Raw genomic sequence first — 25,334 nt, 5'->3', positions numbered from 1 at the left:
GCAAGTCTTCGAAACCATCGGTGACACCACGGCGAGCGGCCGGTGTCAGGCCCTGTCGTGCCCTGATCCCCCTCGTGCCCAGGGTTGATGGTGTTCAGGACGGCCGGCCGGCGGTGGACGGCGACGGCTCGGGCTCGCCCGGGGTTGCCGGCAGCCCTGCGAGAAAGGTGCGGATCTCGTCTGCCTCGGGGACCGCGAGGGCGGTGTACAGGTCGAGGGCCTGTCGGGCGTGGTCGTGGGCGAGGTCGATGCGGCCGAGGTCGCGGTGGACGTGCGCCAGCCCGTTGTGGGCGCGGGCCTGCTCGGGGCGGTAGCTGCACTCGCGAGCGATGGTCAGCGCGGCGTGGTGTTCGGCCGCGGCCTGGGCGAGGTCGCCCGTGGACCGGGCGGCCTCCGCAAGGGCGTTGAGCGACTCGGCCTCGTCTCCGGGGAAGTCGAACCTGCGGCTCAGGTCCAGGGCCTGACGGTGATGGTGCCGGGCCTCGTCGTAGCGGCCTTGCCGTTGGTACAGCAGCCCGATGTTGTTCAGCACGACGGTCTCGCCGATGCGGGATCCCGTCTCGCGGTACGCGAGCAGCGATTGCCGGTGGTGCTCGTGGGCGTCCTCGTAACGTCCTTGGCGTTCGTGGACGATGCCGAGGTCGGTCAGGCACCTGGCTTCGCCACCGCGGTCGCCGAGTTCCCGGAAGAGCGCGAGGGACTGCGCGCACTGGTCGTGGGCCCGGTCGTACTCCCGCCGCCGCGTGGAGACGGTGCCGAGGGCCGCCAGCGCGCTGGCCGCCAGGCCCTGGTCGCCGATCCCGCGCGCGAGGTCCAAGGCCTGCCGGAAGTGCTCGGCCGCTTGCTCGTAGTCGCCGTGCCACCAGAAGTGCACCTGACCGCGGTCGATGAGCGTACGGGCTTCGGCGGCTGTGTCGCCGCTCAGGCGGGCGGCTCGCAGTGCCAGGCCGTTGAGGACCAGCGCGTCGGCCTGGTGGGCGTGGCCCAGCAGGTAGCGGTGCAAGGTGGCGGCCAGTTGGCCGACGTGCGGGAGCCAGTCGTACTCGGCCGCGTACTGGGCGGACGCCATGAGGTTCGCGCGTTCGCCGTCCAGCCAGATGATCGCCTCGGCCTCGTCCCGCGGGGGCCAGGCCGGGGTCTTTGGCGCGGGGACGCGCGGCCTGCGGTTCTTGCCCTCGGGGTAGAGGTGGTCGATGGCCGCGCACGCCGTGTGGAGATAGTGGTGGAACAGCCGGTCGAGGGCCTCCCGCTGGGCGCCCGGCGGTTCCTGGGCGGCCGCGGTGGCGAGGGCGTGTTCGCGCAGCAGATCGTGGAAGGTGTAGCGGCCGAGCTGGTGCTGGCTCAGGACGTGGGCGTCCAGGAGGTCTTCCAGGAGCGTCTCGGCGTCGTCCAGCGGGAGGTCGGCCAGCGCGGAGGCCGCCTCGGGGCTGATATCGCGGCCTGGCTGGAGTCCCAGGAGCCGGAACATGCGCTGCTGATCCGCGGTCAGCTGCTCGTAGGACAGGGTGAACGCCGCTGCCACTCCCCGCTCCGTGGTGGCCAGCTCGGAGAGCCTGCGGCGCTGGTCGCGGAGCCGGTCGGCCAGGTAGGCGACGGTCCAGCGCGGGCGGTGGTGCAGGCGGGCGGCGGCGATGCGGACGGCCAGCGGCAGGAATCCGCACAGCTGCAGGACGTCGAGGACGGCCAGGGGTTCGTCAGCCGCCCGTTGGCCGACGATCGCCGTGAAGAGCTCCAGCGCGTCCGCGGCGGGCAGCACGTCCAGGGACAGGGCATGTGCCCCGTCCAGGTCGGTCAGCCGCCGGCGGCTGGTGATCAGGATGAGGGCACGGGAGGAGCCGGGCAGCAACTGGCGTACCTGGTCGGCGCCGAGGGCGTTGTCCAGGACGGCCAGCACGCGGCGGCCCGCGAGTTCGGACCGCCACAGTGCGGCGCGGTCGGCGACCGACGCCGGTATCTGCTGGGTGGGCACGCCCAGTTGCCCCAGGAGTATCTCGAGCGCGGCGCCGGCGTCGAGGGGCGCCTGCCCGGCGGTGTGCGCCTGCAGGTCGACGAAGAGCTGTCCGTCCGGGAAGTGGTCCGCGAGGCGGTGCCCCGCGTGGACCGCGAGCGTCGTCTTGCCCACCCCGGCCATCCCGTCGATCGCCGAAATGGTCACGACGCCGCCGTTGTTGCCCGACCACAGGCGGATCAGGCCGTCCAGCTCGCCCTCGCGTCCGGTGAAGTCCGGGACGTCGTAGGGAAGGAAATTGGTCCCCTGCGGCGGCTTCGCCGGCGCGGTGACGGGTGGCCGTAGATCGGGGGCGTCCCGCAGGATGTCCTGCTCGAGCTTGCCGAACGCGTGGCCTGGGTCCAGCCCCTGCTGATCGGCCAGGGTCGCCCGGAAGGTCCTCGCCACCTCCAGCGCGTCGGTCTGGCGTCCGTCGCGGTGCAGGGCGAGCATCAACTGGCAGCAGAGCCGTTCCCGCAAGGGGTTGGCGGCCGCGTGGACGGACAGCTCGTCGATGAGGTCTTCATGCCGCCCCCGGGCCAGATCCAACTCGGCCAGGCGCTCGACGGCGGCCAGCAGTTGGCCGTTGAGACGCGCTCTGGCGCTCTGGACGTAATGGGCGGTGACGTCGGCCAGCGGCTCCCCCCGCCACAGCGCCAGCGCCGCACGTATCCGGTCCACGGCGTCCCCCGGCTCGTCGGAGACGGCCGCTGCACTCGCGGTCAGGCTGGTGAACTCGTCCAGATCGAGTTGCCCCGGCTCGGTGGTGATCACGTAGCCGGCCGGTCGCGTGGCCAGCATCCCGTCGGCTTCCGAAGCCCGCAGCATCCGTCGGATCGCGGCGATCGTGGTCTGGATCTGTGCGCGGGCGGAATCCGGTGCCAGCGGCCCCCACATCGCGTCGATCAGACGATCCGTGCTGATCGCGACCCCGGCGTGCAGCAGCAAGTAGGCGAGTACCGCACGATGACGGGGTGCCAGGCCGGGCGCTTCCGAACCGGGAGCCAGGGCCTCCACCGGGCCGAGGATCGTGAACCGCATGCCGTTACCCCCGGGGTCACCAGTGCGTGCATCGAAGAAGCATCGCGAATGTATCAAGATCAAGCCGCATGGTTACCGGCATGTCACTCCACACCGTTGAACCGGAGATCGCGACCGGTGAAACCGCAGCTCTGTTCACCGCCACGCACCGGGCCCTGGGGGTCATCCCCAACCTGGCCAGGGTGATGGCCAACAGCCCGGCCGTACTGAAGGGGTACCTGGGCGTCGTCACCCTGCTGAGCGCGGAGGGAACCCTGCCGGCGGATGTGCGCGAGAGCATCGCGTTGCTGGTGGCGCAGGAGAACGGGTCCGACTACTGCCTGTCCGTGCATGCGTTCCGCGGGACCATGGCGGCCGGGCTGAGTGCGGCCGATGCCACCAGCGCACGCCGGGGAAAGGCCGACGCCCCCTGGGCCACCGCTGTCTTGGAGCTGGCCGCCGCGACGGTCCGTGACCGTGGAACCGTTGCCGACGAGCAGCTGGCCGCGGCCCGGCGCGCCGGGCTGTCCGACGGGCAGATCGTCGAGGTCATCGCCCATGTCGCTCTCAACGTGTTCACCAACTACCTCGCGACGGCCGCCCGTGTCGACGTCGACTGGCCGCTTGTGCGCCACACCGACTGGACGACCGACCCACGTACGCGAAGTACCGCGGGCGTTCGAAGTGACTCAAGTATCCGACGCACGACCAACTCGACCACGAAGGCCATCACCTTGCCCACCTTGCCCACATCAGTACAAGTCAACCCGCTCCAGCACGTCTCGGCCGCCGAAGCCCTCGCGTGGCATCGGGTCGTCGCTGCCTCGACGGCCCATGACCTGCCGGGAGTACCGACCCCCGAACCCGGACAGATCCACGCCCAGCTCACCCAGCCCCCTCTGGGCAGCCGCCGGCTGATGTGGGTGGCCACCGGCACGGACGGGGTCACCGTCGGAGTCGCCTCCCTGCGGGTGTTCACCTCCGCGGGCCAGGAGCACCTGGCCGAGCTGGAACTCCACGTCGACCCCGCACACCGGCGCCTGGGAACCGGCTCCCTCCTCCTGTCAGCGGTCGTTGCCGCCTGCCGCGCCGAGAACCGGCGCAGCCTGATCGCCACGACCGCGGCCGACGGTCCGGGCGAAGCCTTCAGCGGACGAAGGGGCTTCCGCCGGGCGCTGGCCTTGAGTCACCTGTTGCTGCGCCTCGACGAGACGGACGGGGCCGACCTGCTCCGGATCGCCGATGCCAAGCACCCCGGGTACCGGCTGACCGGCTGGACCGGAACGGTTCCCGACGGCCTCGCCGCCGCCTTCGCCGCTGCCAAGAACGCGATGAACGACGCGCCCGTCGGTGACCTGGACTACGGGAGCGTGGCGTGGGACGCGGATCGCGTTCGCGCCATGGCCGCCGTGGTCGCCGACCGCGGGGACACCCTGCTGACCCTCGCCGCCGTGCACGACAGCGGGGCCGTGGCCGGCTACACCGAGATCCTGATCCCCCATGGAGCGCCGCCGCGGGTCCAGCAGTACGACACGGCGGTCGTGCCGGAACACCGCGGCCACGGGCTGGGGTTGTGGGTCAAGGCCGCCATGGCCAACCTCCTGCGCGCCGAGCACCCCGGCGTCGTCGAGATCGAGACGGACAACGCCGACGACAACGTCCACATGCTGGCGGTCAACCACCGCCTGGGGTTCCGCTCCTACCGGCGCACGTGCGAGCTCCAACTCGACGTGCCCGCTACCTGATCCGTGGCCGCCTCCACACGCGCCTCCCACCCCCGCACCGTGGTCCAAGACCCGTTCGGCGGGCAGGCGTTCGACACCGGTTTCTCCCTCACTCACTTCGCGAAGGTGCTGTCATGAACGTCTCCTCCTCCACCCTCTCCCTGACCGTCGCCGACGTGGACGCCTCCCGCGCGTTCCTGTGCACCCACCTCGGCTACGAAGTGGCCATGGCCGACGACGGTTTCGTGTCCCTGAGTCGCAAAGACGCCGCCGTGGACGTCGTCCTGCTCCGCGGAGGTACGGACGTCCTCCCGCCCGAGCAGCGAGACCAGCGGGCGGCCGGTCTGATCCTGGCGCTCACCGTTGCCGACCTCGCGGCGGAGGAGGCCCGGCTGCGCGCCGCGGGTGCCCCCATCACCATGCCGCTGCGCGAAGAGCCTTGGGGGGAGCGGCTGTTCCAGATGACCGACCCGAACGGCGTCGTCGTCCAGCTCGTCGAGTGGACATCCGTCGGCGACGCCGATCCGGCGGGCGACGAGGAGAGCGCCGCCGTGGTCGTGATCACGCCCTCCACCGGCCACGTCACCATCTCCCCGAACGCCACCATGGCCGGCCTGGCGGCCCCCAGCCGCGGCAGCACCGAACTCAGCACGTGGACTGTCGCGATGGAGGCGGGCGCCACCGGTCCCGAGCACTCCATCAGCCGGGAGCAGGTCTGGACGGTCACCGCGGGCATGCTGGAGGTGACCTGCCGCGGTCGTACGGTGAAGGTTGCGGCCGGCCAGACCCTGATCCTGCCGGCGGGCCGTCTCCGCCGGATCCACGCTCTGGAACGGGCCGAGGCCCACGTCTCGATGCCCGCCGACGGGGTCGCCTCCGTTCCCGGCACCGAGGGCACCCGTGAACTGCCCTGGGCCCGGTGATTCAGGAGACACAGTCGATCATTCCCGCTCCCTTCACCGTCGCGAATGCAGGGTGAAGGCAACACGATTCGCCACCTCCCCCCCGACACGAACCGGCCCAAGGGGCCCGGGGCAGATCCGACCGGGTCCTGCCGCACGAGGGCCGGCCGAGACCGGCACCCACAGAAATGAGAAGGACGACATGCGAGTGCTGTTGATGGCGTACGGATCCCGCGGCGACATCGCACCGCTGGCGGGACTGGCGGCCGAGCTGCGGAACCGCGGTGCGGAGGTCCGGGTGTGCGCACCGCCGGACGAGGAGTTCGCGGAACTGCTGGCCGGGGTCGGCGCCGAGCTGGTGCCCTTCGGGCGGGACGTGCGCGCGCTGCGGACGCACGCGCCCCCGTCGGACCCGGCCGCGTTCGCGGCCGAGCTGGTCGCCGCGCACTTCGACACGGTCGGCAAGGCTGCCGAGGACTGTGACGTGCTGGTGGCGAGCGGTCTGATGCCGGCCGGAGTCCGGTCGGTGGCCGAAAAGCTGGGCATCCGCTACGTGTACGCCGGCTTCCACCCGTTCGAGATGCCCTCCGAGCACTACCGGCCGTCGCCGCGGCCCGGCCCGCCGGCTCCGCCCGGCATGACCGACAACCAGGCGCTGTGGGACCTGGACGCCCAGAAGGTCAACGCCCTCTACCTCCAGCCCCTCAATGCCCACCGCGCGGCGATCGGCCTCGCGCCGGTGGACAACGTCCGCGACCACGTGTTCACGGAACGGCCGTGGCTGGCGGTGGACCCGGTCCTGGGCCCCTGGCAGCGGCTGACGAACCTCGACGTCATACAGACCGGCGCCTGGATCCTGCCCGACGAACGCCCCCTGCCCGCCGATCTGGAGGCGTTCCTGGACGCCGGCACCCCGCCGGTGTACGTCGGCTTCGGCAGCATGCCCATGGGAACGGCCTCCGACATCGCCCGGACAACCGTCGAAGCGGCCCGCGCGCAGGGACGCCGCGTGCTCGTCTCCCGTGGCTGGGCCGACCTGGGCCTGGTGGACGACTCGGACGACTGCTTCGCCGTCGGCGACGTCAACCACCAGTCACTGTTCCGCCGGGTCGCGGCCGTCGTCCACCACGGCGGCGCGGGCACCACGACCACGGCCGCGCGGGCCGGTGCACCCCAGGTGGTGGTGCCCCAGTTCGTGGATCAGCCGCACTGGGCCGCCCGCGTGGCCGAGCTGGGCATCGGCGCGGCACACGACGGTCCGACCCCGACCTTCGAATCCCTGTCCGCCGCACTCGTGACGGCCCTGACCCCGGAGACCGAAGCACGGGCGAAGGCCGTCGCCGCCACGATCCGCACCGACGGCACGGCGGTGGCCGCGAAGCTGATCCTCGACACGAAGCAGACCGCACCGATGAGCCGTGAACAGATCTCCGCGATCGCCCACGCCGACCACCCGATCAAGTCTCCGCTCTCCGACGAGTCGGTGACCCAGCTGCTCGACCGCTGCCTCCCGCGGGGCGACGAGCGCGTGCTCGACCTCGGATGCGGCACGGCGGAGTGGCTCTTGCGCGCGCTGGCGAAGCGCCCGTACCTGCGCGCCGAGGGCGTCGACGTCTCCGAAGTGTCCCTGACGCGGGCCCGCCAGGCAGCGAGCGAACTCGGGGTCGGAGACCGGCTGGTCCTCCATCAGCAGGAGGCCGCGGACTTCGGCTCTCCTCGGCCGTTCGACCTGGTGATCAGCGTCGGCGCCACGCATGCCTTCGGCGGTCTCCTCCCCACCCTCGCAGCGGCCCGTAGGCACCTGGCTCCCGGTGGCCGCGTTCTGGTGGGCGAGTCGTTCTGGGACCGCGCCCCTTCGCCGGAGGCCGCCGAGATGTTCGGTGAACTCGCCGACCTGGCGACCACGGTGGACAGCGTCGTCGCCGATGGATGGACCCCCGTCCACGGCCATGTCAGCACTCGCAGCGAGCTGCCCACGCTGCCAGTGAGCCCCAGCACGCCGGAAAGCGGGCCTGGCCGCTCCGTGCAGCCCGGACCGAACTCACGCCCGCTCCGGGTCCGGCTGCGTCGGCCTGACCAGGCAGGCATCAACGGCCCGGGTCACCGGCTCCCGGCGGCTCCGGTGCGGCGGGGTCCGGAGGACTGGCGGCCGCCGCTGCGGGCGGGGCCGGGGGCCGGCATCTCGCGCAGGCGCTGGACGTGCTGCTGTTGCTCTGTGCCCAGTAGGCGTTGCTGTGGGGGTCGACCGAGCCGTCGGCCCACAGCGGGCCGTCCTGCGTCCGGCTGCCCGCAGCCGTCGTCGGCGGCGCCACGCGGCCGGTGGCGGACGGGGCAGCGGCCGTCGGGGTCGGCGGCACGTCCGGCGTGTGCCTGGCGGCGCTCACCGCCAGGGCATGACGGCGGCCATGTCCGGCCCGTCGGTGCGCTCCGGGCGGTGAGACCAGAACAGCAGGACGCGCCGCCGCTCGCGCACCGTGCTCCGGATCCGGCTGCGGGCGAGGTTGGCGACGATTCCGCGGGCCTAGGCAGCCGCGCAGTCGGCGCCGCGGGCCCTGTCCCAGTGGCGCCAGAGCGCGATCATCGCGTCCGCGGCGAGGTCGTCGGCTGCGTCCGCCTCTCCGGTCAGCAGTTATGCCAGCCGGGAGAGTTCGGCGTGGTGGCGTTCGAAGAACGCGTGGAACTCCGCGGCCGCCTGGTCTTCGGTCATGACCTCGGTACGGCCTCTCGGTACGGCGGGGGCGATCTCAGGAAGGTACCGGAGAGCAACAGTCCGCCCGAATGTCCGTTCGGGCGGTTCCGTCCGCCCGGGGCCGGTCAGCACGGTCGCGCCCGTCATCCCGTCGGGTTCCAGCCGTCGGTACCGGCCAGGTAGGCGCGGGTGGTGTGGGTTGCCGCCTGGTCCGGGCCGAGCTGGGGCCGGTTGGCTCCGGTGCCGGCGCCGGGGCCCGTGTTGGCGTACTCGGCGAACCGGGCCGCCTTCCAGGAGAAGCCCCCCATGTCGGTCCACGGCCCCTCGGTCTTGACGGCCGCGGGCAGAGTCGTGTTGCGGATGACCAGCCGGCCGACCGCGCTCGCGCCGGGGTGCCAGGGCCGGCCGAGGTAGTAGGTCCGGGGCTGGGCGGGGCTGCTGATCGTGCTGTCGGTGATGAGGATCCCGTACGGCTTGGCCGAGTCGGTGTTCGGTGCGGCGAGGTAGCCGTTGTGACCGCCGGCCGCGGCGCCCCGGTCGCGCAGGGTGATGTTGACGTGGTCGTAGACGGCGGTGGCGTTGCCGAAGACGAAGTCGACGTCGCCCGCGACGAAGCAGTGGCGGAAGTACTGGCGGTACTGGCCGGTGGCCGAGGGAGCCCAGTTCAGGACGGTGTCCTGGTGCCCGATGAAGCGCGAGTTGAGGTACCGCTGGCGGTCGCCGGACGCGTTGAGCGCCACCGCCTGGGTGTCCTTGACGCCCGGGTGCGCCGACCTCTGCCAGGTGTTCTCGACCGTGACACCGGTGACGGTGATGTCGTTCGCCGAGAAGGTCGCGGTGGCACTGCCCGCGGTTCCGTACGTACCGCCTCCGGGCTTGGGCGTGCCGGAGGCGTTGTCGTAGGTGATGACGACGTCCTCCGCGTTGCCGGTGGCACCCTTGAGGGTCAGCCCGTGCTTGGAGGCGGGGACGTTCACCGTCTCCCGGTAGGTGCCGCGCGCCACGAGGACGGTGTCGCCCGCGGTGGCGGCGTCGACGGCCGCCTGTACGGAACGGTGGGCGGCGGAGCCGTCGGCGGCGACCGTCAGCGTACGGGCGCCGGCGGGACGTGACGGGGCAGGAGCGGACGGGGCAGGACCGGACGGGGTGCGCCCCCTGGCCTCCGGCCTCGGTGAGGACCCCCGCGCCCGCCTGCGCCGCGAGCTTCTTCGGCAGTCCGGCGGCGGGTTCCAGCCCGGCGGTGAGGGTGGGCTTCCAGCCGACGGTGGTCTTGATCCTCTTCCCGGGGTTGGCCGCGTTGTAGGCGGCGACCAGGTCGACGGGGACGCCGCCGACGAGGTTGCCGCTGCCCGCGACGGCTCCGGTGCCGTCCCCACTGAGCAGTTGGGAGGCCTTCCGGTCGGAGGAGAGCTTCCAGTGGTTGTTCTGCGCGACGACCTGGGCACCGGCACGAGAGTTGATGCTGTAGCTGTGCCTGTAGCCCTCCGAGGCCGTGGTGTCGTAGTAGTTGTCGTACAGGTGGATCCGGCCCACCCGTGCGAGCGGGGCGCGCTGGACCACCCCTTGGAAGACGTTGTGGTGGAGCGTCACCCGAAGTTTGGTGTCCTGGTCGCTGCTGCCGATCAGCATCGTCTTGTCGTGGTTGCCGAATATGTTGTACCCGACGGTGACCAGGTCGGAGGCGTTGGTGATGTCCAGGGCGCCGTCGTGGACCTGGTAGTGGCGGCCGAAGCGGACCGGCTCGGCGGAGTCCGGGTGCGGGAGGTCGGAGAAGCTGTTGTGGTCGACCCAGACATGGGTGGCGCCGCGCAGGCTGACGGCGTCGTAGGCGGAGTTCCAGTTGCCGGCGGAACCGTCGGTCGGATCCCACTGCGGGAAGCAGTCCCGGACGTCGGTGAGCGACAGGTTGCGGATGATCACGTTGTCGGCGTTCTTCACCACCAGGCTGCCGCCGGTGATGCCCGCTCCACTGCCGGGTACACCGATGACGGTCGTGTGCGCCGGCACCGTGAAGACCATGCGGGCGGCCTGCCTGGCCTGAGCCGCCCTGCGGGCGTCCTCCTGGGCGCCGGACGGCAGTTTGGCACGGCCCCAGACCGCGGGATCGTAGGCCTTGAGGTAGGAGTCGAGCGAGTAGCCGGTGCCCGCGGCGTAGTCCGCGCAGCTTTGCCGCTTCCCGCTGTCGTCGGCGTTCGCGTCGATCAGGCCCTTGACCCGGACGATCCGCGGGGCGGCGGCCGGGCCTGCGGCCAGGGCTTTCGCCAGCTCGGCGCGGGTGGAGACGGTGAAGACGCGGGCCGCGTCCGCGGCCCGGCCGCCCGTGGTGCCCGAGCCGCTCGCGGCCCAGCCGTCCTGGGCTGGCAGCACGCCGTGGGCGAGGTCGGCGGGCGCCACGGCATCGGCCTCACGACCAGCGGCACAGCGCCGAGACCGGCGGCGACCAGGGCGCCCACTGCGACCAGGGCAAGCCTTCGACGTCCAGTGGGGCGGCGGTGGGGGGAAGCAGACATGGGCGGTGGCTCCTTGGAGTGAGGTGCGCTGTTCACCCATCAGTTGCCGCCGGAACCCGAAAGGTTGCCGAGCACCCGCCGAAATATCCTGCACGCCGACACGTCACGAGCGTTGTCAGCCTGTCACCGAATCCGGCGGGGCCCCGCCGGGACGGCCGAAGGATCCGAACCAGTACCGGGAATCAGGCCGCGACGAGCTCCCGCTCACGGTCCGGCGCCTTGACCTTGGGCTTCTTGTTCGGCAGCGAGAGCCGGAAGACCTTGTGCCATGCGGAGAACACCTGCTTGGGCAGCGGGCCGGTGACGTACTCCAGCTCGTACTTTTCGAACAGCGCGCGCACCTTCACCGCGACCTCGGCGTAGCGGTTGCTCGGCAGGTCCGGGAACAGGTGGTGCTCGATCTGGTGCGACAGGTTGCCGGTCATGAAGTGCATGGCCCTGCTGCCGCTGATGTTCGCCGAGCCCATCATCTGGCGCAGGTACCACTGGCCGCGCGTCTCGCCCTTGATCGACCGCCGCTCGAAGACCTGCACGCCCTCGGGGAAGTGCCCGCACATGATCACCGAGTGGGTCCAGATGTTGCGGACCAGGTTCGCGGTGAACGTGGCGGCGAGCGTGGGGAGGAACGACGGGCCCGACAGCAGCGGGTGGATCACGTAGTCCTTGAGCACCTGCTTGCGGATCTTGCGGCCCACGGCCTTGGCCCGCGCGCGGAACTCCGGGTTCTTGCGGCGGCGCTTGGTGAGGTTCTTGCCGAGCTCCAGGTCGTACGCCGCGATGCCGTACTCGAAGAAGCAGGCGTTGAGGAAGTTCCACAGCGGCTGGCCGAGGTGGAACGGGTGCCACCTCTGGTCCTCGTCGACGCGCATGATCCCGTAGCCGAGGTCGTTGTCCTTGCCGATCACGTTGGTGTACGTGTGGTGCAGCTCGTTGTGCGAGTGCTTCCACTGCTCGGACGGCGAGACGTGATCCCACTCCCAGGTGGTGGAGTGGATCTTCGGGTCCCGCATCCAGTCCCACTGGCCGTGCAGGATGTTGTGGCCGATCTCCATGTTGTCCATGATCTTCGCCACGGACAGACCGGCGGTGCCGATCAGCCACGCGGGCGGGAAGATCGAGAACAGCAGCACGCCCCTGCTGACCAGCTCGAGCTTGCGCTGCGCCGAGATGACCTTACGGATGTAGGCGGCGTCCTTCTCGCCGCGGTCGGCGATCACCTCGTCGCGGATCGCGTCCAGCTCGCGGCCAAGCTCCTCGATCTGCTCAGCGGTCAGATGGGCGGTGGGGTCGATGGCGGTCAAGGTGCTCCTACCGTTCGATGTCGCAGGGGCCCGCCGCGGCGGACACACAGGTCTGGATGAGGACGCCCGGCTCGGCCTCGGTGATCTCGCCGGTGCGCAGGTCGCGGACTGCGCCCGCCTTGAGCGGCGTGACGCAGCCGAAGCAGATGCCCATGCGACACCCGGAGGGCATGAGCACGCCGGCCTCCTCGCCGACGTCCAGCAACGGCGTGGCGCCGTCCGCGTCGACGGTCTTGCCCGTGACGCTGAACGTGACCTCGCCGCCGTCGCCGGCGACGACGATGCCGGGGCGGAAGCGTTCGGTGTGCAGGCGTTCTTGTACGCCGTGCGCGGCCCAGTGCTCTTCGGCGGCGTCGAGCAGGCCCGCGGGTCCGCAGGCCCAGGTCTCGCGCTCGGCCCAGTCGGGCACGAGTTCGCCGAGGCGGGCGATGTCGAGCATGCCGTCCGTGTCGGTGTGCACCTCGGTGAGCCGCAGCTTCTTGTCCGCGACCAGGTCGTGCAGTTCGTTGCGGAAGATCACGTCCTGCGGCCGTGGCGCGCAGTGGACCATGACGACGTCGTCGAACTCGGTGTCGCGCAGCATGCCCATCACGGGCGTGATGCCGCTGCCGGCCGTCAGGTACAGCACCTTGGCGGGCTTGGCCTGCGGCAGCACGAAGTCACCGGTCGGCTGGTCGAGCTGGATCAGCGTGCCCGGTTTCGCCCTGCGGACCAGGTGGTTGCTGACCTTGCCGTCCGGGATCGCCTTCACGGTGATCGTGACGCGGCCGTCCTGGCGGTTCGTCGGCGAGGTGATGGAGTAGGCACGCCACAGGCGCACCCCGTCGACGTCGACCCCGATCCGGACGTACTGACCGGCGGTGTGGCCGCGCCAGCCCCGTCCCGGCCTGATCACGATGGTCGCGGCGTCCCCCGTCTCGGGGTGCACGGCCTCGATGCGCCCACGCAGGTCGGCGCCCGCACGCAGCGGGCTGACCAGGTCGAGGTAGTCCGACGGCAGCAGCGGCGTCGTGACCATCTCCAGCAGTTTCCACGCCCTGCTGCGGAGGGCTGTACTCGTCATGGCTCCAGCTTGATGTGCCTCAGGGCGTAAAGTCCTGTCCCAAGGACGTAAATCTGGTCGGCTGAATTGTTCACAGGGAACAAAAACATGAGCCATGCAATCCGTAGGGCCACCGAACTGGCCTTGGATGAGACGACGGTCACAGCACTTCGGGCCGCGCTGAAGACCACCGCCGACGAGGTCGTCGAGGCGATCATCGACGAGGTCCCGTCCTACGCCAACGCCCTTTCGGGCCGCATGGGCGGCACCATCCGCCGTTCCGTCCGCACCGCCTTGGCGCACTACCTGGACCTCGCGAGCGGAAACGCGACGGGCGGCGACGGCGGCGACGCGGCGTATGAGCTGGGCCGCGGCGAGGTGCGCGACGGCCGTTCGATGGACGCCCTGCTCAGCGCCTACCGCGTCGGCGCCCGCGTGGCCTGGCGATGCCTGGCAGCCGGTGCCGTACCCGCCGGTCTGCCCGCCGCCGAGGTCGCCAAGTTCGCCGAGCTGACCTTCGCCTACATCGACGAGCTCTCCGCCGCGAGCGCCGCGGGCCACGCCGACGAACTGGCCGCCCGGGGCAGGGCCCACGAGCGCCACCTGGAACACCTGGCCCGCGATCTCCTCGCCGACGCGAGCCCGGACGTGCTGCTCGCCTCTGTTCAACGGGCCGGGTGGCAGCCTCCGGTTTCGCTGACCGCGGTCCTGCTGCCCGCCGCCCAGGCCCGGCCCGCCTACCGCGCGCTCGACCCGAGCACCCTCGTCCTCGACGATCTGCCGGACGACACCGGTGTGCTGCTCGTCCCCGATGCCGACCGATCACATCTCCTGCGGCAGCTGACCGACCGCACCGCCGTGGTCGGCCCGGCCCGGCCATGGACTCGTGCGTCCGACTCGTACGCACGAGCCGCACGCGCGCGCTCCCTCTCCCCCGACATTCGCGACACCGAGGACCACCTGCCCGAGCTGGTGCTGAGCGCTGACGCGGACGCGTTCGCAGACCTGCGCGCCCGAGCCCTCGCCCCGTTGCGGACCTTGCCCGCCGCGACCGCACGGCGGCTGGAGGAGACGCTGCGGGCGTGGCTGCTGCACCAGGGCAGGCGGGACGAGGTGGCGGCGGCGCTGTTCGTCCATCCCCAGACAGTCCGCTACCGGATGTCGCAGCTGCGGGAACTGTTTCCGGATCTCGCATCGCCACACCGCGTCCTTGAACTGACACTGGCGGTCGGCCTTCGGGTCAGCTGACGCGCACTTCGCCCGTCCGCGTCCACGCCCACGCCCGCGCCCGCGCCCGCGTCCACGCCCGCGAGCAGTCCAGGAATCGAGCCTCTTTCCCGGTGCCACCAGCCGGCTCATGCGGCCATGACCGAGCGGGCTCCCCGCCCCCGTGAGGACACGGAGTTCGCAAGCGCCTCCACGCCGACCCGGCTCCGGAGGCCGCGGGGACATCGGCGACGCCCGCGATGCCGCATCCGCGATCAGCCGGTGCAGGTGATGGAGAAGGGGACCGGGTTGGAGGTGGTACGGGTGGGGCTCTGGAGTTCCACGGCCATTCCGGTGGTCAGGGTGCCGGCCTTCGCGTAGGTCGTCAGGCGCACGGTGTCGTGCCCGGTGGGGTCGGCCTTGTCCCCGATGGACATCGTGCGCCAGTGCGGATCCACCACCGAGCCGTCACCGGAAACCCAGCGGTAGGAGATCAGGGTGGGCTCGGAGGCGGTGAAGGTCGCGGTGAAGGCCGGGGCCCGGCTCTCGGGGGTCGGGCAGCTGCCGGTGTAGGTGGTGTTCGCGCCCGCCACCGACATCCGTACGCCGCCCGAACCGGTGTCGGGACCCTCGTCGTTGCCGCTGAGGGCGTAGACCAGCCCGGTGGCGATCAGTACGCATGCGGCCACGCCTGCCGAGACGAAGGCAGCCGTACGGCGTCGCTTGCCGGGCGGGGCGGCCGGCACCTCGGCTGTCGGGTGCGCGGGCGGGGCGGGCGAGGTGGGTGCGGCAGCGACGGGCTCCGCGGTGGTGGGCGCCATCGCGCTGGGGACCGTTGCCGCAGCCGCAGCTGTCGCCGCGACCGCCGCTGCCGTGGCTGTTGCTGCCGTGGCTGTTGCTCCAGTGGCTGTTGCTCCAGTGGCCAAAGCGCGTTCCGCCGGGGCCGACAGGACGCGGGCGGCGGTCGTGGTGGCGTCCGGTTCGTGGGCGATACCACGCAGGGCCGCGGCGGCTTCCTCGGCGGGGGTCCGCTCACCCGGTTCCTTGCGGAGCAGCCCCGCGATGACCGGGGCGAGCGGACCGGCCCGGGTCGCCTCCGGCGGTTCCTCGTCCACGACGGCCCGCAGGGTGCTCAGCGCGGAGTCCTGCCGGAACGGCGAGATCCCCTCCACCGCCGCGTACAGCATCACGCCAAGGGACCACAGGTCCGACTCGGGGCCCGAGGGGCGGCCCAGCGCCCGCTCCGGCGGCAGGTACTCGGGCGAGCCGACCACCTCGCCGGTCATGGTCAGCGCGGTGCTGCCCTCGACCATTGCAATGCCGAAGTCGCTGAGCACCACCCGCCCGTCCTCGGCGAGCAGCACGTTCGCCGGCTTCACATCGCGGTGCTCCACCCCGACGGCGTGCGCGGCGCGCAGCGCGCACAGCACCTCAGCGCCGATGTGTGCGGCGTGGCGTGGTGTGAGCGGCCCCTCGGCGCGCAGCAGATCGGCCAGCGACTGCCCGCGGATCAGCTCCATGACGATCCAGGGCCGGTCGTCCTCCATGACCACGTCGTGGACCGTCACCACATTGCGGTCGGGTATCCGGGCGGCCGCCCACGCCTCACGTTCCAACCGGCTGTACATCCGCTCGATGTCGCCGGCACGCAGGTGGGCCGGGGCCCGGACCTCCTTGACGGCGACCTCGCGGTGCAGCGTCTCGTCGCGGGCTCGCCACACGGTGCCCATACCGCCCTCGCCGAGCCGGGACAGCAGCCGGTAGCGGCCGGCGACCAGGCGTTCCCCGCCCGGGGCGGCCGGTCCGGCCGCGGTGGCGGCCGCGGTCGTGCCCGTTGTGGTGGCAGCGAGCGTGCTCTCCGTCACGGTCTCGGATTCCTCGTTGTGCATGGGGGCGGTTCTCCTCTGATCGCCTACCGACGCTGACATCACGTACGGACCGGGACTTCCAGTTCAACGGGGTGGTCGAGATTTTTCGAGAATGATTGAACCGAGCACGTTCGCCATCGCGTGTTGCGTCGTACGAGGAGTCAGCAGGAGTCTTTTTCAAGGAGCGTGGCGTGCCTTCGGTCATCGTTGGAAGCACTGGTCCCTTCACCGGGCAGAGCGTGGTCCTGGGCAGCGAGCCCCTCAGTTTCGGGCGCAAGAGCGACAACGGCATCGTGATCGTCAGCCCCAGTGCCTCGCGGTTGCACGCCGAGATCCTTAACGAGGACGCCGGTTTCGTCCTCTACGACCGGGACAGCCGCAACGGCACATTCGTCAACGACCAGCGCGTCACACGGCATGTACTGCGTCCGAACGACTGCATCCGGATCGGCGATGAAACGTTCCTCTATGAGGCCTCGGACGTGATGGAGACGGTCATGGACCTCTCCCTCCTGGACGTGCCCCGGCCGAGCGCTGCGGACCCCGGCACCCTGCGGGTCACCGTCACCGGCGGCGGCCCGGTGGGCCTCGCCTTCGCCTTGGCGCTCGACGAGATGCTGCCCGGGCGGACCGCCATCACCGTCTACGACGGGCGCTGGACCAGGAAGGGCTCCTCGGTCGTCTGGAAGGACGAGACCCAGGGGAACTTCCGCCGCCAGCAGGTGGTGACCGTCCAGAGCCGGCAGTACCTCGCCCTGTCCGAGGAGGTGCTCACCGCCCTCTTCGACGACGGTGGCGCCTACTCCGAGATGTGGCCCGTGGGCCCCGACTCGGTCGACGGCCGCCCGCCCCGCAACATCCGGATCGCCCACATCGAGGACCAGCTACTGGACTTGGCCAACCGGAGGCCGTCCATCCGCCTGGTCCCCGAGCGTTTCGACGCGACGGAGAAGCAGAACCGGATCACCCAGGAACACGTCCTTGTGGTCGCCGAGGGCGGCCGTTCCCGCACCCGGGAGCACTACGCCGACCGCTTCGGCTCGGCCGACGCCTCGATCTATTCCCTCGACGGCGAGCACCTCCAGGACATCGTGCTGGGGCTGCGCGTCAAGTCGACGCTGCCGGACCCGATGAGCGTGCTGCTCACCGTGTCGCAGAACCGGTTCCTGCTCAACTCTCTGCGCGGCGAGGGCTTCCTGAACATGCGACTCACCCGGGAGGAGACCAAGAACGTCATCGGCATCGACCCGGTCCGCCAGGTCTTCGAGGAGTGCATCGCCGCCCGGCCCTGCCTGATGAGCCGGCAGGAGGAGGACAACGAGTTCCGCTGCCCCACCCACGGCACCCTCTTCCTGCCCGCCCTGCTGCGCGGCTCCCCCCTGTGGAAGGAGATCCGGCAGGGACTCAGCCTGTTCGGGGTGGCCGAGGAGGACCTGTCCGCGATCACCTCTTTCCGCCTGGACATGGTGCAGCGCCCACGGTTCACCGCCCAGCTGCACCAACCCACCGCGACCTCTCCCGGCACCTATGGCTTCCTCCTGGGCGACGCGGCCAACGCCATTCACTTCTGGCCCGGGCGCGGCCTCAACAGCGGTCTGGCCTCGGCCACTTCGCTGGCCCGCTCACTCAGCCGCGCCTGGCGGGGCAAGCCGCTGCGGGACGCCGACTTCATCCGCCACGAGGCGGCGATGTCCATGCTCCAGTACCGGCACAAGAGCCGGGCTTGGAACGCCATGGTGACCACCGACGAACAGGGCGTCACCCGCGCCATCAAGGACATCATCGCGCGCAGCACCGAGGCCGGAGGGAGTGCGGTCGCCTTCCCCGGTACCGGCGGCGCCGGGGAAGGGAACGACCTGGACGCGCTCCTGGACCGGATGGCCGGAATCCGCGAACGGCTGGCGCCCCGGATGCCCGGCCTACCCGGCGACGGGGAACTCCGCTCCCACCTCGCCTCGATCGCCCCGGCCACCCTCCGCACCCTGCGGGAGAGCGGCGCATGGGACACCCTGATCGTCGGCGGCGAGGAGGCCGACATCGACCTCTTCTACCAGTCGGACTCCCCGGTCTTCGTCCCGCGCCCGACCGACCCCCGCAAACCCGCCCCTGTCGGCTGACATCCCTGCAAGGCATCGGACCACGGCAGCGCGAAGTCAAGCGCCACCTCCAGGGCCCGCCCGCGAGGAATCGACTCACGAACAGCCCCCAGCGCCAGCAGTGTTGACCCCGTCGAGCACCCCGTTGTGCCAGGCGGTGATCACGGGATTCACGTGCAGACGGCCGTCGGTCCGCGCCGGGGACACCGGCGCCGGCCCGGGTTCTCCTCCGGGCCGGCCGGGCGATCAGGCTCCGAGCGCCCGGTGCAGTCCGAGCCGGCCGGTGCCCAGTTTCGTGAAGACCGCGGACAACAGCTCGGACACCGCTTGGGCGTTGGTGTGCATCGCCGCGGCGATCGCCCTGTTGTCCATCCCCGCCGAGGCTTGGCGGGCAGCCGTGAGCTCGGCGACGGTCAAGGTGTCCTGCTCGGAGGTGTGCAGACGGCGAGGCCGCAGACCTGCCGAGGCCAGCTGGGCCCTGGCCCGGCTCACGAGCCCGTCGGCGCCGCAGTCGGCAGCCAACTCCATGCCCCGGTAGGTCTGTTGTGCCGCCTGGTGCGGGTCGCCGATGGCGTGCAGGGCCATGCCGTGGTCGATGAGCGCGTGCGCGAGTTCGCAGGCGGCCGGAGACTGTTCGAGGTGCTCCACCGCCTCCTGCAGCAGGCCCACCGCATGGGACGGGTCCGTGGCCGCGGCCGCGACGCGCAGGGCGTGTCCGATCACGCTGGACGTCCCGAACGCGCGGGCCCGTGCGACCGCTTCGGCCGCCGTGGCCTGTGCCTGCTCGGGCGCGTGCGTTGCCTGCGCGAGCGCCAGGTCCAGCTGCCAGGGGCTCCACGAGGGATTGCGCGTTCCGCGCAGATCCAGGCGCCGGCCGGCTGCGGTGAGGTGGTGCTCCGCCTCCTCGATCCTGCCCTGGGCCAGGAGCAGTTTGCCCCACACGGCCTGCGGATCGGGATAGACCACGGCCTGGGGGAAGCCGTCCGCCAGCTTGTAGGCCTTGGCGATGCGCTGGGCCTCGGCGGTGTTCCCCCGGGCGAGCAGGGTCTCGATGAGGGTACCGATCGCGTACCACTGCGCCGGGATCCCGGTCCCGACGCGGTCGGCGATCTGCAGGCCGTTGCGTACGAAGTCCTCGGCCTCGGCGAGCTGCCCGCGCCGGTAGCGGACGTAGCCGAGCAGGGTGTAGACGAACGACAGGTGCGCGCCGCGCCAGCCCTTCCCCTCGAACTCGACGATCGCGGTGTTGAAGAGGTCCTCGGCCCGGCCGGGCTGGTCGCAGTACATGAGCGTGACCGCGAGGACGGCGGGCACCTCGAAGCCGAAGTCCTGGTCGGTCCAGCTCATGCCCCCGTCAAGCGCCTGTTCCGCGTACTCCAGGGCGGTGGAGGCGGACTCGCCGCGCATCGCGGCGTCCCAGGCCCGCAGACCGAGGATGTGCCGCTCGGGCAGACCCCGACCGGTGAGCCGCTTGGCGAACTGGGCGAGGAGCCGGGAGCGGGCGGGCGAGTTCTCCTCGTCGAACCGGACAGCGTTCCATTTGAACTGCTCAGCCTGCATGCGCAGCCGCGTACGGGAGCTCGTGGCACGCCGGGCCTCGTCCGCGAGGAGCCCTGCCGCCAGACCCAGCTGACCCGTGTGGCCGAGCGCCTGGGCGAGCCGGTACGTGATCGCCTCGCGCAGGGCCTGGTCGGTCTTGGGCTCCTCCAGCGCGGCCCTGAGCTGGTTGATCGTCGTCGCGGGATCGTGCAGGAGGTTGGCGGATCCGAGTTCGAACAGGACCTCGGCGCGGTCCTCCACCTCCGGGGGCTCGCGCAGGGCACGTGCCAGGTAGCGGCGCGCGGCATCAGGAGCGCCCGCGGAGAAGCTCTCGCGCGCGGCCTGGCGCAGCTGCTGCACGACCCACGGGTCGCCCTCGGGGTGCATCTCCAGCAGGTGGCGGGCGGCGGCCGCGGAACCCTGCCCGTCGTCGATCACGGCCTGGGCGGCCATCCCGTGCATGCCTACGCGTACACCGGGCGGAATCGAGCGGTACACGGCGGTGGCGATGAGCGGGTGGAAGAACTCCACGACTTCCTTGCGCCGTACGCCCGTGAGGACGGTCAGGATGCGTGCGGCCCGCAGCCGGTCGATGGCCTCGGCGGCCTGCGCCTCACCGAGCGCGGCCACGCCACCGACGATGCCGAGGGGGACCGCGGTGCCGAGGACGGCGGCGGCCCACGCGAGCCGGACGGTGGACGGGCCGAGCTGTTCGAGCCGGTCGATCAGGCCGCTGCCCTTGACCGCGGAAGCCAGGTCGCGCAGTTGGGGGATGTTGCCCTGGTACGGCTTCAACCCCCGGTCGCGGCCCTTCATGACCAGCTCGACCACCTCGAAGGGGTTTCCGCCGGTGATCGCCCAGCACTCGCGGCAGAACACGTTGTCCGCGTTCTCACCGAGGGCGTCGCGCACGACGCGCGCGACGGCGCTCGTGGTCAGGGGAGCCAGCTCGTGCGGGCGCGTCCCCTGGCGTCCCATGAGGGCGCGAAGCGCACCGGCGTCGGCGGGGATCTCGTCGGGCCGGCAGGCCACCATGATCAGCATGGCCAGTTCCCCGGCGCGCGCCGCGAAGGAGGTGAGCCAGCTCAGGGACTCCGCGTCCGCCCAGTGCGCGTCGTCGACGATCAGCACGACGGGGGCGTTGCGTACCGCCAGATGCGTGACCACCCAGTCGAGTCCGTCGCGCACGCCCTGCGGGTCGGGCCCCGTCGGACCCTTCGGGGCGGCGGTCAGCCCGAGCGCGGGGGCGATGATGCCGTACCAGTTGCCGAGCGCGTCGCGCCGTTCGTCCTCGCTCATGGCGGCGAGGGCCGGCTGGATGAGCTGGCGCATCACGTGGAACGGAACCTGCCGCTCCTGCTCGCCGCCGCGTGCGAAGAGCACAGTGCAGGAGCGGTCGGCGGCGTGGCGGCGGGCCTCGTTCAGCAGGGTGGTCTTGCCTATGCCGGCCGATCCGGCGAAGGTCAGGACACCCCCGCTGCGGTTGGCCGAACCACTGCCCGAGATGCCGCAGAGCACGTCCACCGCGCGTCGGATCGCGAGGACTTCCGCCTCCCGTTCCAGCAGGGGCTGAGTGTTCCAGCTTCTCGGTTCCGTGACCTGCGACATTCTTTGCCCCCTCCAGCACGTGCGGCAGAGTGTACGGGCCGGAGGAGAAGTTGATGCTGTTTCAGCACACTATTGCGGTATCTCATCACTCGTATGAGAAGAGTGCTGTACCTTTCGCGCCACGGGAATCATCGGCAGTTCGCTGGGCTGCGGGATCCCTGCGGGAAGTTCGCGCACGGTGATGCCCGGGGCGGGCTTCAGGTGCCATCGCCGGGCGACGGTTGCCACCGCGGTCAGGATCTCCGCCACGGCGAAGGAATCGCCGATGCACTTGTGCTGGCCGGCCCCGAACGGGACGTAACTGTGAGTACGGGACCGCTCCTTCGCCCCCTTCTGCCAGCGGTCCGGGTCGAAGACGCCGGGGTCGGGGAAGAGCACGGGGTCCCGGTGCAACGCGTACGGGCTGTAGGCCAGTTCCGCGCCGGCCGGGATCGAGATTCCGCCGAGGGTGAGGGGGGCCAGGGCCCTGCGGGTGAAGAGCAAGGGGGAATGCAGGCGCAGGGCTTCCTGGAAGACGTCGTGCGTGTAGGTCAGCGCGGGTATGTCTTCGGGACGCACGGGCCGGGACCCCACCACCGAGTCGACTTCGGCGTGGACGCGCGCCTCCACCTCGGGGTGCCGGCCGATCTCGTGGAAGATCCAGGACAGGGTGGTCGCAGAGGTCTCGGTGCCGGCGAGCATGATGGCGATGACCTCGTCCCGCACCTGCTCGGCATCCATCGTCGAGCCCGTCTCGGAGTCCACGCCCGCCAGCAGCAAGGAGAGCAGGTCTTGGCGGTCGCCCCGCTCGGCCGGCTTCTCGGCGCGGTACTGCTCGATCACCTCGTCGATGATCCGGCGCAGCCGGGCGGCTGCGCCGTCGAACCGCCGGTTGTACGGAATGGGCAGCCGGTCCAGTGACTTGGGCATGACCGCCCGCACGAGCATGCCCTCCAGGACGATGGGCAGCGAGCGGTGCACCTCGTCGACGGCGGGCCGGCTCAGGTCCCCCGAGAAGATCATCTCGGCGACCGAGGACATCGCGTACCCGCGCGCCTCCGTGACCATGGAGATCTCACGGCCTGCCGTCCACGACGCGGACATCACCTCCGCCTGCCGGCACATCACCTCGGCGTACTCGGCGATGTGGTTGCGGTGGAAGGCGGGCTGCATCATCCGGCGCTGCTTGCGATGAAAGTCGCCGTCGGTGGTCACGATCCCGTTGCCGAACACCGGGCGGAGCCTGTCGAAGATCCTTCCCCGGCCGAACTGCTGTGCCTGCTGGACCAGTACGGAGTGGACGTGCTCCGGGCTCGTCAGCACGTGGACGGGCCAGGTCCCGATGTCGAGCCGTACGATGTCGCCGTGTTCCCGGAGCGACTCCAGGAACGCGATCGGCCGGCGCCACAGTTGCAGTGCGTGGCCCAGGAGCGGCAGCCGTCCTGGGGCGACCGGAGCATGGACCTCGGGACCGGAATGCGCTTCAGATGCCATGGACTGACTTTCCGTCACGCCGCGGATATGAGATCCGGGCGGGTGTACGCAGACTCCAGTCCGGCCGCGAACCGTTCGTCGCTGTACCGCGTGCACTCGTAACGCTGCCACAGATCGGCGCCGATCATCCAGTCCTCGTAACTGCGCACGCAGCGGGTGACCGCGTCGACCAGCGACGGTTCCGTCCCGGGGAGCGCATGGACGGCCTGAATCAGACGTTGCTCTTCGGTCAGGTACTGCTCGATGCGCTCCTGAATGCGCCCTTCGACCGCCTGGACGGCGTCGGAGAGGGAGCACCTCTCCCAGAAGGAGATGAGGGAGACGAGGTTGTTGGTGTCCCCACAGGCGTGCTCCTTCGGCAGGGAGAACACGTCGTTGCCCCATGAGATGACGTCGAGCACGCTCGCGGCGAGAGCTTGGAACTCGGGGAGGTCGTGGACGTTCTGCGGGAGGTCGATCCCCAGCCCGGCCTCCACCATGTCCATCATCGGAAGGATCTGGGAGCTGTGGCGGCGCATGAGGGCGTACTCCTGGACCCCCGGGCGTCGCGCGGTGGCGCGGTTGCCCGCCTCCTGGTCCAAGGAGCGGAGCATGAGGGGGACATGGGTGCGGTACCGGGCCGCGGTCCCCTCGGACATGCCGGCCAGGATCCGGTCGCACAGGTCGACGAATCCCGTCACCAACGGATTTCGGCCCGCTGCCGACCTCTCGATCCGCCCCGTTCGCAGATAGCCGGTGATCGCATCGGTGACGGGCCGCCAGGCAGCGACCTCTCCCGCTCTGATGAGGTGGTCGTGCTGATCGTCCAGGACGAACGACCAGGCCATCCACTCGGCGAGCAGGAGGACCCGCTCGTAGGGGACGTCACCGCTCACCCGGCCGGCCAGGTGGCCCACGCCGATGCCCGAGAACTCCTCGGCCGCGGCGGTCACGAGCTCGTGTTGCAACACCCACGAGGTCGCCTCGGCGTTCGCCCGGGCGGCCCCGGGATGCTTGGAGTTTCCGAACGGAAGGTGGAAATCGGGGACGGAGAAGGAACTGAGCTGGGCCATTGATCCCCCACGGAAGAATCGGATTCGTCAATACCCGCTCACTACACGACCACGCTGTACACCCGCGACCCAAACACCCCTCTACTGCGACATCGCCACGGCCACACCAGGTGACGGGCGGAATGAACCGGTCACGGAGTGGCCTGATCCAGCCTACCTGCGACCACATCAGGCCACCTGTGAACTCATTTACCCTCAAGACGCAGCACGCTGTCAACGTTGGGAGAGTGAACGCGGGTAATCCATCCCGGAATTGCCGAAATCGCATTCATTTTGAATGTGCAATTGGCATAGTCGATTGGGTGCGGGGCGCCTGGGGCCAGGGGCGCCGCAGAGAAGGCAGCCGGGGCTGGCCGGGTGGCTGAAGAGCGCCGTCGGAGCGCGGGCCTCTGCCTACACTGCGCAGGGCAACGGCCATTGGGGGAAGGGCGGAAGCGTGACCGAGAACCATCCGCCGGACCCTGGAGGGCCTGGAGCGCAGGTGGATCCCGGCGGGTCGGGAGGTGGCCTCGAGGCGGACGACGTCCTCGGCTCCCATCTGGAGTTCTTACGGACGCGGTTGGGCGGGGAGCAGTTCGAGGCACTCGTCCGGGCCGTCCAGACCACTTGCACGCTCCTGGCCGAGGAACAACAGGTCCTCCTCGGAGGGCCGCAGGGCGGCGAGCTCACCCCCGACCTCCGGGGAGAGTACCTGTCCCTCATGGCAGTGATGATCACTGGACACCTCGACCACCACCTGGTCGAGTTCAGGACCCTCGACGGCGGCAAGGGCTGGGCGGTCGTGGAGAACGTCCGCACCCGTAACCGACACCCCGGCGCACCCCCGGCCGCGCGCGACGCGGCGCGGCACGCGTGGATCGACGGCCGCCTCGACGGCATCGCCCGCGCGACCGACTCCCCGGCTCCCTGAGTGCCCAGGGGCGCAAACCCATACGCCACACGCCGCGCACCCCAGCAGCCGAATCGTTCTGCCAGTCCATGCCCGCCCCCGTCGCCGCCGCCGCCGCCGCCGCCCGCAAGATCTACCACTGCCGGGCGAAGCCGGTAGGGCGTACCGAACCGGCAAGGCGTACGGCCCACAACGGAGTTCGAGCGCGCCCACTGGCGCCAAGCCGCACCGTGGGGCCGATCGCCACGTCGAAGGTGTCCGGTGCGAAGGGATGGCTCTGGGCGTCGCCCTGGGTGAAGGATGCGTTGGCGGCGCCCTCGACGCGGGCGCTCTCGCGGGCGCGCTCCAGCATGGGGCGGAGTAGCCGAACCGGCCCTGTGTGGCTGGGCGTTTGTGGCTGGGCGTTCCAGCACCCGAGGATCCTCTGA

General features: G+C 70.8%; 14 protein-coding genes and 4 pseudogenes. 7 read left to right on the top strand and 11 right to left on the bottom strand.

Features of this window, described 5'->3' with window-relative positions:
• Positions 1 to 94: 94 nt before the first annotated feature.
• Positions 95 to 3,028: a BTAD domain-containing putative transcriptional regulator gene (locus tag ACFWBW_RS17240; RefSeq protein WP_385373229.1), complete on the bottom strand. Its 2,934-nt coding sequence runs from the start codon at positions 3,026 to 3,028 to the stop codon at positions 95 to 97.
• 80 nt (positions 3,029 to 3,108) lie between these two features.
• Here ACFWBW_RS17240 and ACFWBW_RS17235 point away from each other — a divergent pair, with 80 nt between their 5' ends.
• From ACFWBW_RS17235 to ACFWBW_RS17220, 4 genes and pseudogenes are all read left to right on the top strand, one after another.
• Positions 3,109 to 4,752 carry a GNAT family N-acetyltransferase gene (locus ACFWBW_RS17235; RefSeq protein ID WP_385373227.1) on the top strand — a complete coding sequence of 548 codons (1,644 nt, stop codon included), beginning with the start codon at positions 3,109 to 3,111 and terminating at the stop codon, positions 4,750 to 4,752.
• A 113-nt stretch (positions 4,753 to 4,865) separates the two neighbouring features.
• On the top strand, positions 4,866 to 5,654 hold the full coding sequence (locus ACFWBW_RS17230) for a VOC family protein (protein ID WP_385373225.1): 789 nt from the start codon (positions 4,866 to 4,868) through the stop codon (positions 5,652 to 5,654).
• 181 nt (positions 5,655 to 5,835) lie between these two features.
• Positions 5,836 to 7,026, top strand: a pseudogene (locus ACFWBW_RS17225) (glycosyltransferase); the annotation flags it as partial.
• Between the two features lie 18 nt (positions 7,027 to 7,044).
• Positions 7,045 to 7,605, top strand: a pseudogene (locus ACFWBW_RS17220) (SAM-dependent methyltransferase); the annotation flags it as partial.
• Positions 7,606 to 8,025: 420 nt separating this feature from the next.
• Here ACFWBW_RS17220 and ACFWBW_RS17215 read toward each other — a convergent pair.
• The 5 genes and pseudogenes from ACFWBW_RS17215 to ACFWBW_RS17195 all read right to left on the bottom strand — a co-directional run.
• A pseudogene (locus ACFWBW_RS17215) lies at positions 8,026 to 8,340 on the bottom strand (sigma factor); the annotation flags it as partial.
• Positions 8,341 to 8,465: 125 nt separating this feature from the next.
• Positions 8,466 to 9,698 carry a pectinesterase family protein gene (locus tag ACFWBW_RS17210; RefSeq protein WP_385373223.1) on the bottom strand — a complete coding sequence of 411 codons (1,233 nt, stop codon included), beginning with the start codon at positions 9,696 to 9,698 and terminating at the stop codon, positions 8,466 to 8,468.
• 100 nt (positions 9,699 to 9,798) lie between these two features.
• Positions 9,799 to 10,341, bottom strand: a pseudogene (locus tag ACFWBW_RS17205) (polysaccharide lyase family 1 protein); the annotation flags it as partial.
• A gap of 673 nt (positions 10,342 to 11,014) precedes the next feature.
• Entirely contained in the window at positions 11,015 to 12,133 is a 1,119-nt protein-coding gene (locus ACFWBW_RS17200; RefSeq protein ID WP_385373221.1) for a fatty acid desaturase family protein, read from the bottom strand.
• A gap of 7 nt (positions 12,134 to 12,140) precedes the next feature.
• Positions 12,141 to 13,196 carry a ferredoxin reductase gene (locus ACFWBW_RS17195; RefSeq protein ID WP_385373219.1) on the bottom strand — a complete coding sequence of 352 codons (1,056 nt, stop codon included), beginning with the start codon at positions 13,194 to 13,196 and terminating at the stop codon, positions 12,141 to 12,143.
• Positions 13,197 to 13,283: 87 nt separating this feature from the next.
• On the opposite strand from ACFWBW_RS17195, the gene ACFWBW_RS17190 reads away from it, so the two are divergent.
• The gene (locus ACFWBW_RS17190) at positions 13,284 to 14,423 is read left to right on the top strand and encodes a PucR family transcriptional regulator (protein ID WP_385373217.1); all 1,140 of its coding nucleotides are present in this window, start codon (positions 13,284 to 13,286) and stop codon (positions 14,421 to 14,423) included.
• A gap of 233 nt (positions 14,424 to 14,656) precedes the next feature.
• Here ACFWBW_RS17190 and ACFWBW_RS17185 read toward each other — a convergent pair whose 3' ends face one another.
• Entirely contained in the window at positions 14,657 to 16,270 is a 1,614-nt protein-coding gene (locus tag ACFWBW_RS17185; RefSeq protein WP_385373215.1) for a serine/threonine-protein kinase, read from the bottom strand.
• A gap of 170 nt (positions 16,271 to 16,440) precedes the next feature.
• On the opposite strand from ACFWBW_RS17185, the gene ACFWBW_RS17180 reads away from it, so the two are divergent.
• On the top strand, positions 16,441 to 18,366 hold the full coding sequence (locus ACFWBW_RS17180; RefSeq protein WP_385373213.1) for an FHA domain-containing protein: 1,926 nt from the start codon (positions 16,441 to 16,443) through the stop codon (positions 18,364 to 18,366).
• Positions 18,367 to 18,591: 225 nt separating this feature from the next.
• Here the strand turns inward: ACFWBW_RS17180 and ACFWBW_RS17175 are convergent, their stop codons facing one another.
• The 3 genes from ACFWBW_RS17175 to ACFWBW_RS17165 all read right to left on the bottom strand — a co-directional run bounded on the left by ACFWBW_RS17175 (position 18,592) and on the right by ACFWBW_RS17165 (position 24,017).
• Positions 18,592 to 21,492 (bottom strand): ATP-binding protein, encoded by a 2,901-nt coding sequence (locus ACFWBW_RS17175; protein WP_385373211.1) that lies wholly within the window; start codon positions 21,490 to 21,492, stop codon positions 18,592 to 18,594.
• A 69-nt stretch (positions 21,493 to 21,561) separates the two neighbouring features.
• The gene (locus tag ACFWBW_RS17170; RefSeq protein WP_385373209.1) at positions 21,562 to 22,965 is read right to left on the bottom strand and encodes a cytochrome P450; all 1,404 of its coding nucleotides are present in this window, start codon (positions 22,963 to 22,965) and stop codon (positions 21,562 to 21,564) included.
• Positions 22,966 to 22,979: 14 nt separating this feature from the next.
• A complete protein-coding gene (locus ACFWBW_RS17165; RefSeq protein WP_385373207.1) occupies positions 22,980 to 24,017 on the bottom strand; it encodes a lyase in 1,038 nt (345 codons plus the stop codon).
• A gap of 436 nt (positions 24,018 to 24,453) precedes the next feature.
• Here ACFWBW_RS17165 and ACFWBW_RS17160 point away from each other — a divergent pair, with 436 nt between their 5' ends.
• Positions 24,454 to 24,927, top strand: coding sequence for a hypothetical protein (locus ACFWBW_RS17160; RefSeq protein ID WP_385373206.1), 474 nt, complete (start codon positions 24,454 to 24,456; stop codon positions 24,925 to 24,927).
• Positions 24,928 to 25,039: 112 nt separating this feature from the next.
• Here the strand turns inward: ACFWBW_RS17160 and ACFWBW_RS17155 are convergent, their stop codons facing one another.
• Complete coding sequence (locus tag ACFWBW_RS17155) at positions 25,040 to 25,258, bottom strand: class I SAM-dependent methyltransferase (RefSeq protein WP_385373204.1); 219 nt, start codon at positions 25,256 to 25,258, stop codon at positions 25,040 to 25,042.
• Positions 25,259 to 25,334: the final 76 nt, after the last annotated feature.

This window comes from Streptomyces sp. NPDC059957 (assembly GCF_042730015.1).
In the GTDB taxonomy this organism is placed as follows: Bacteria; Actinomycetota; Actinomycetes; order Streptomycetales; family Streptomycetaceae; genus Streptomyces.
The sequence above is the reverse complement of the archived record's forward strand: the minus strand, read 5'-3'. Positions and strand labels throughout refer to the sequence as shown.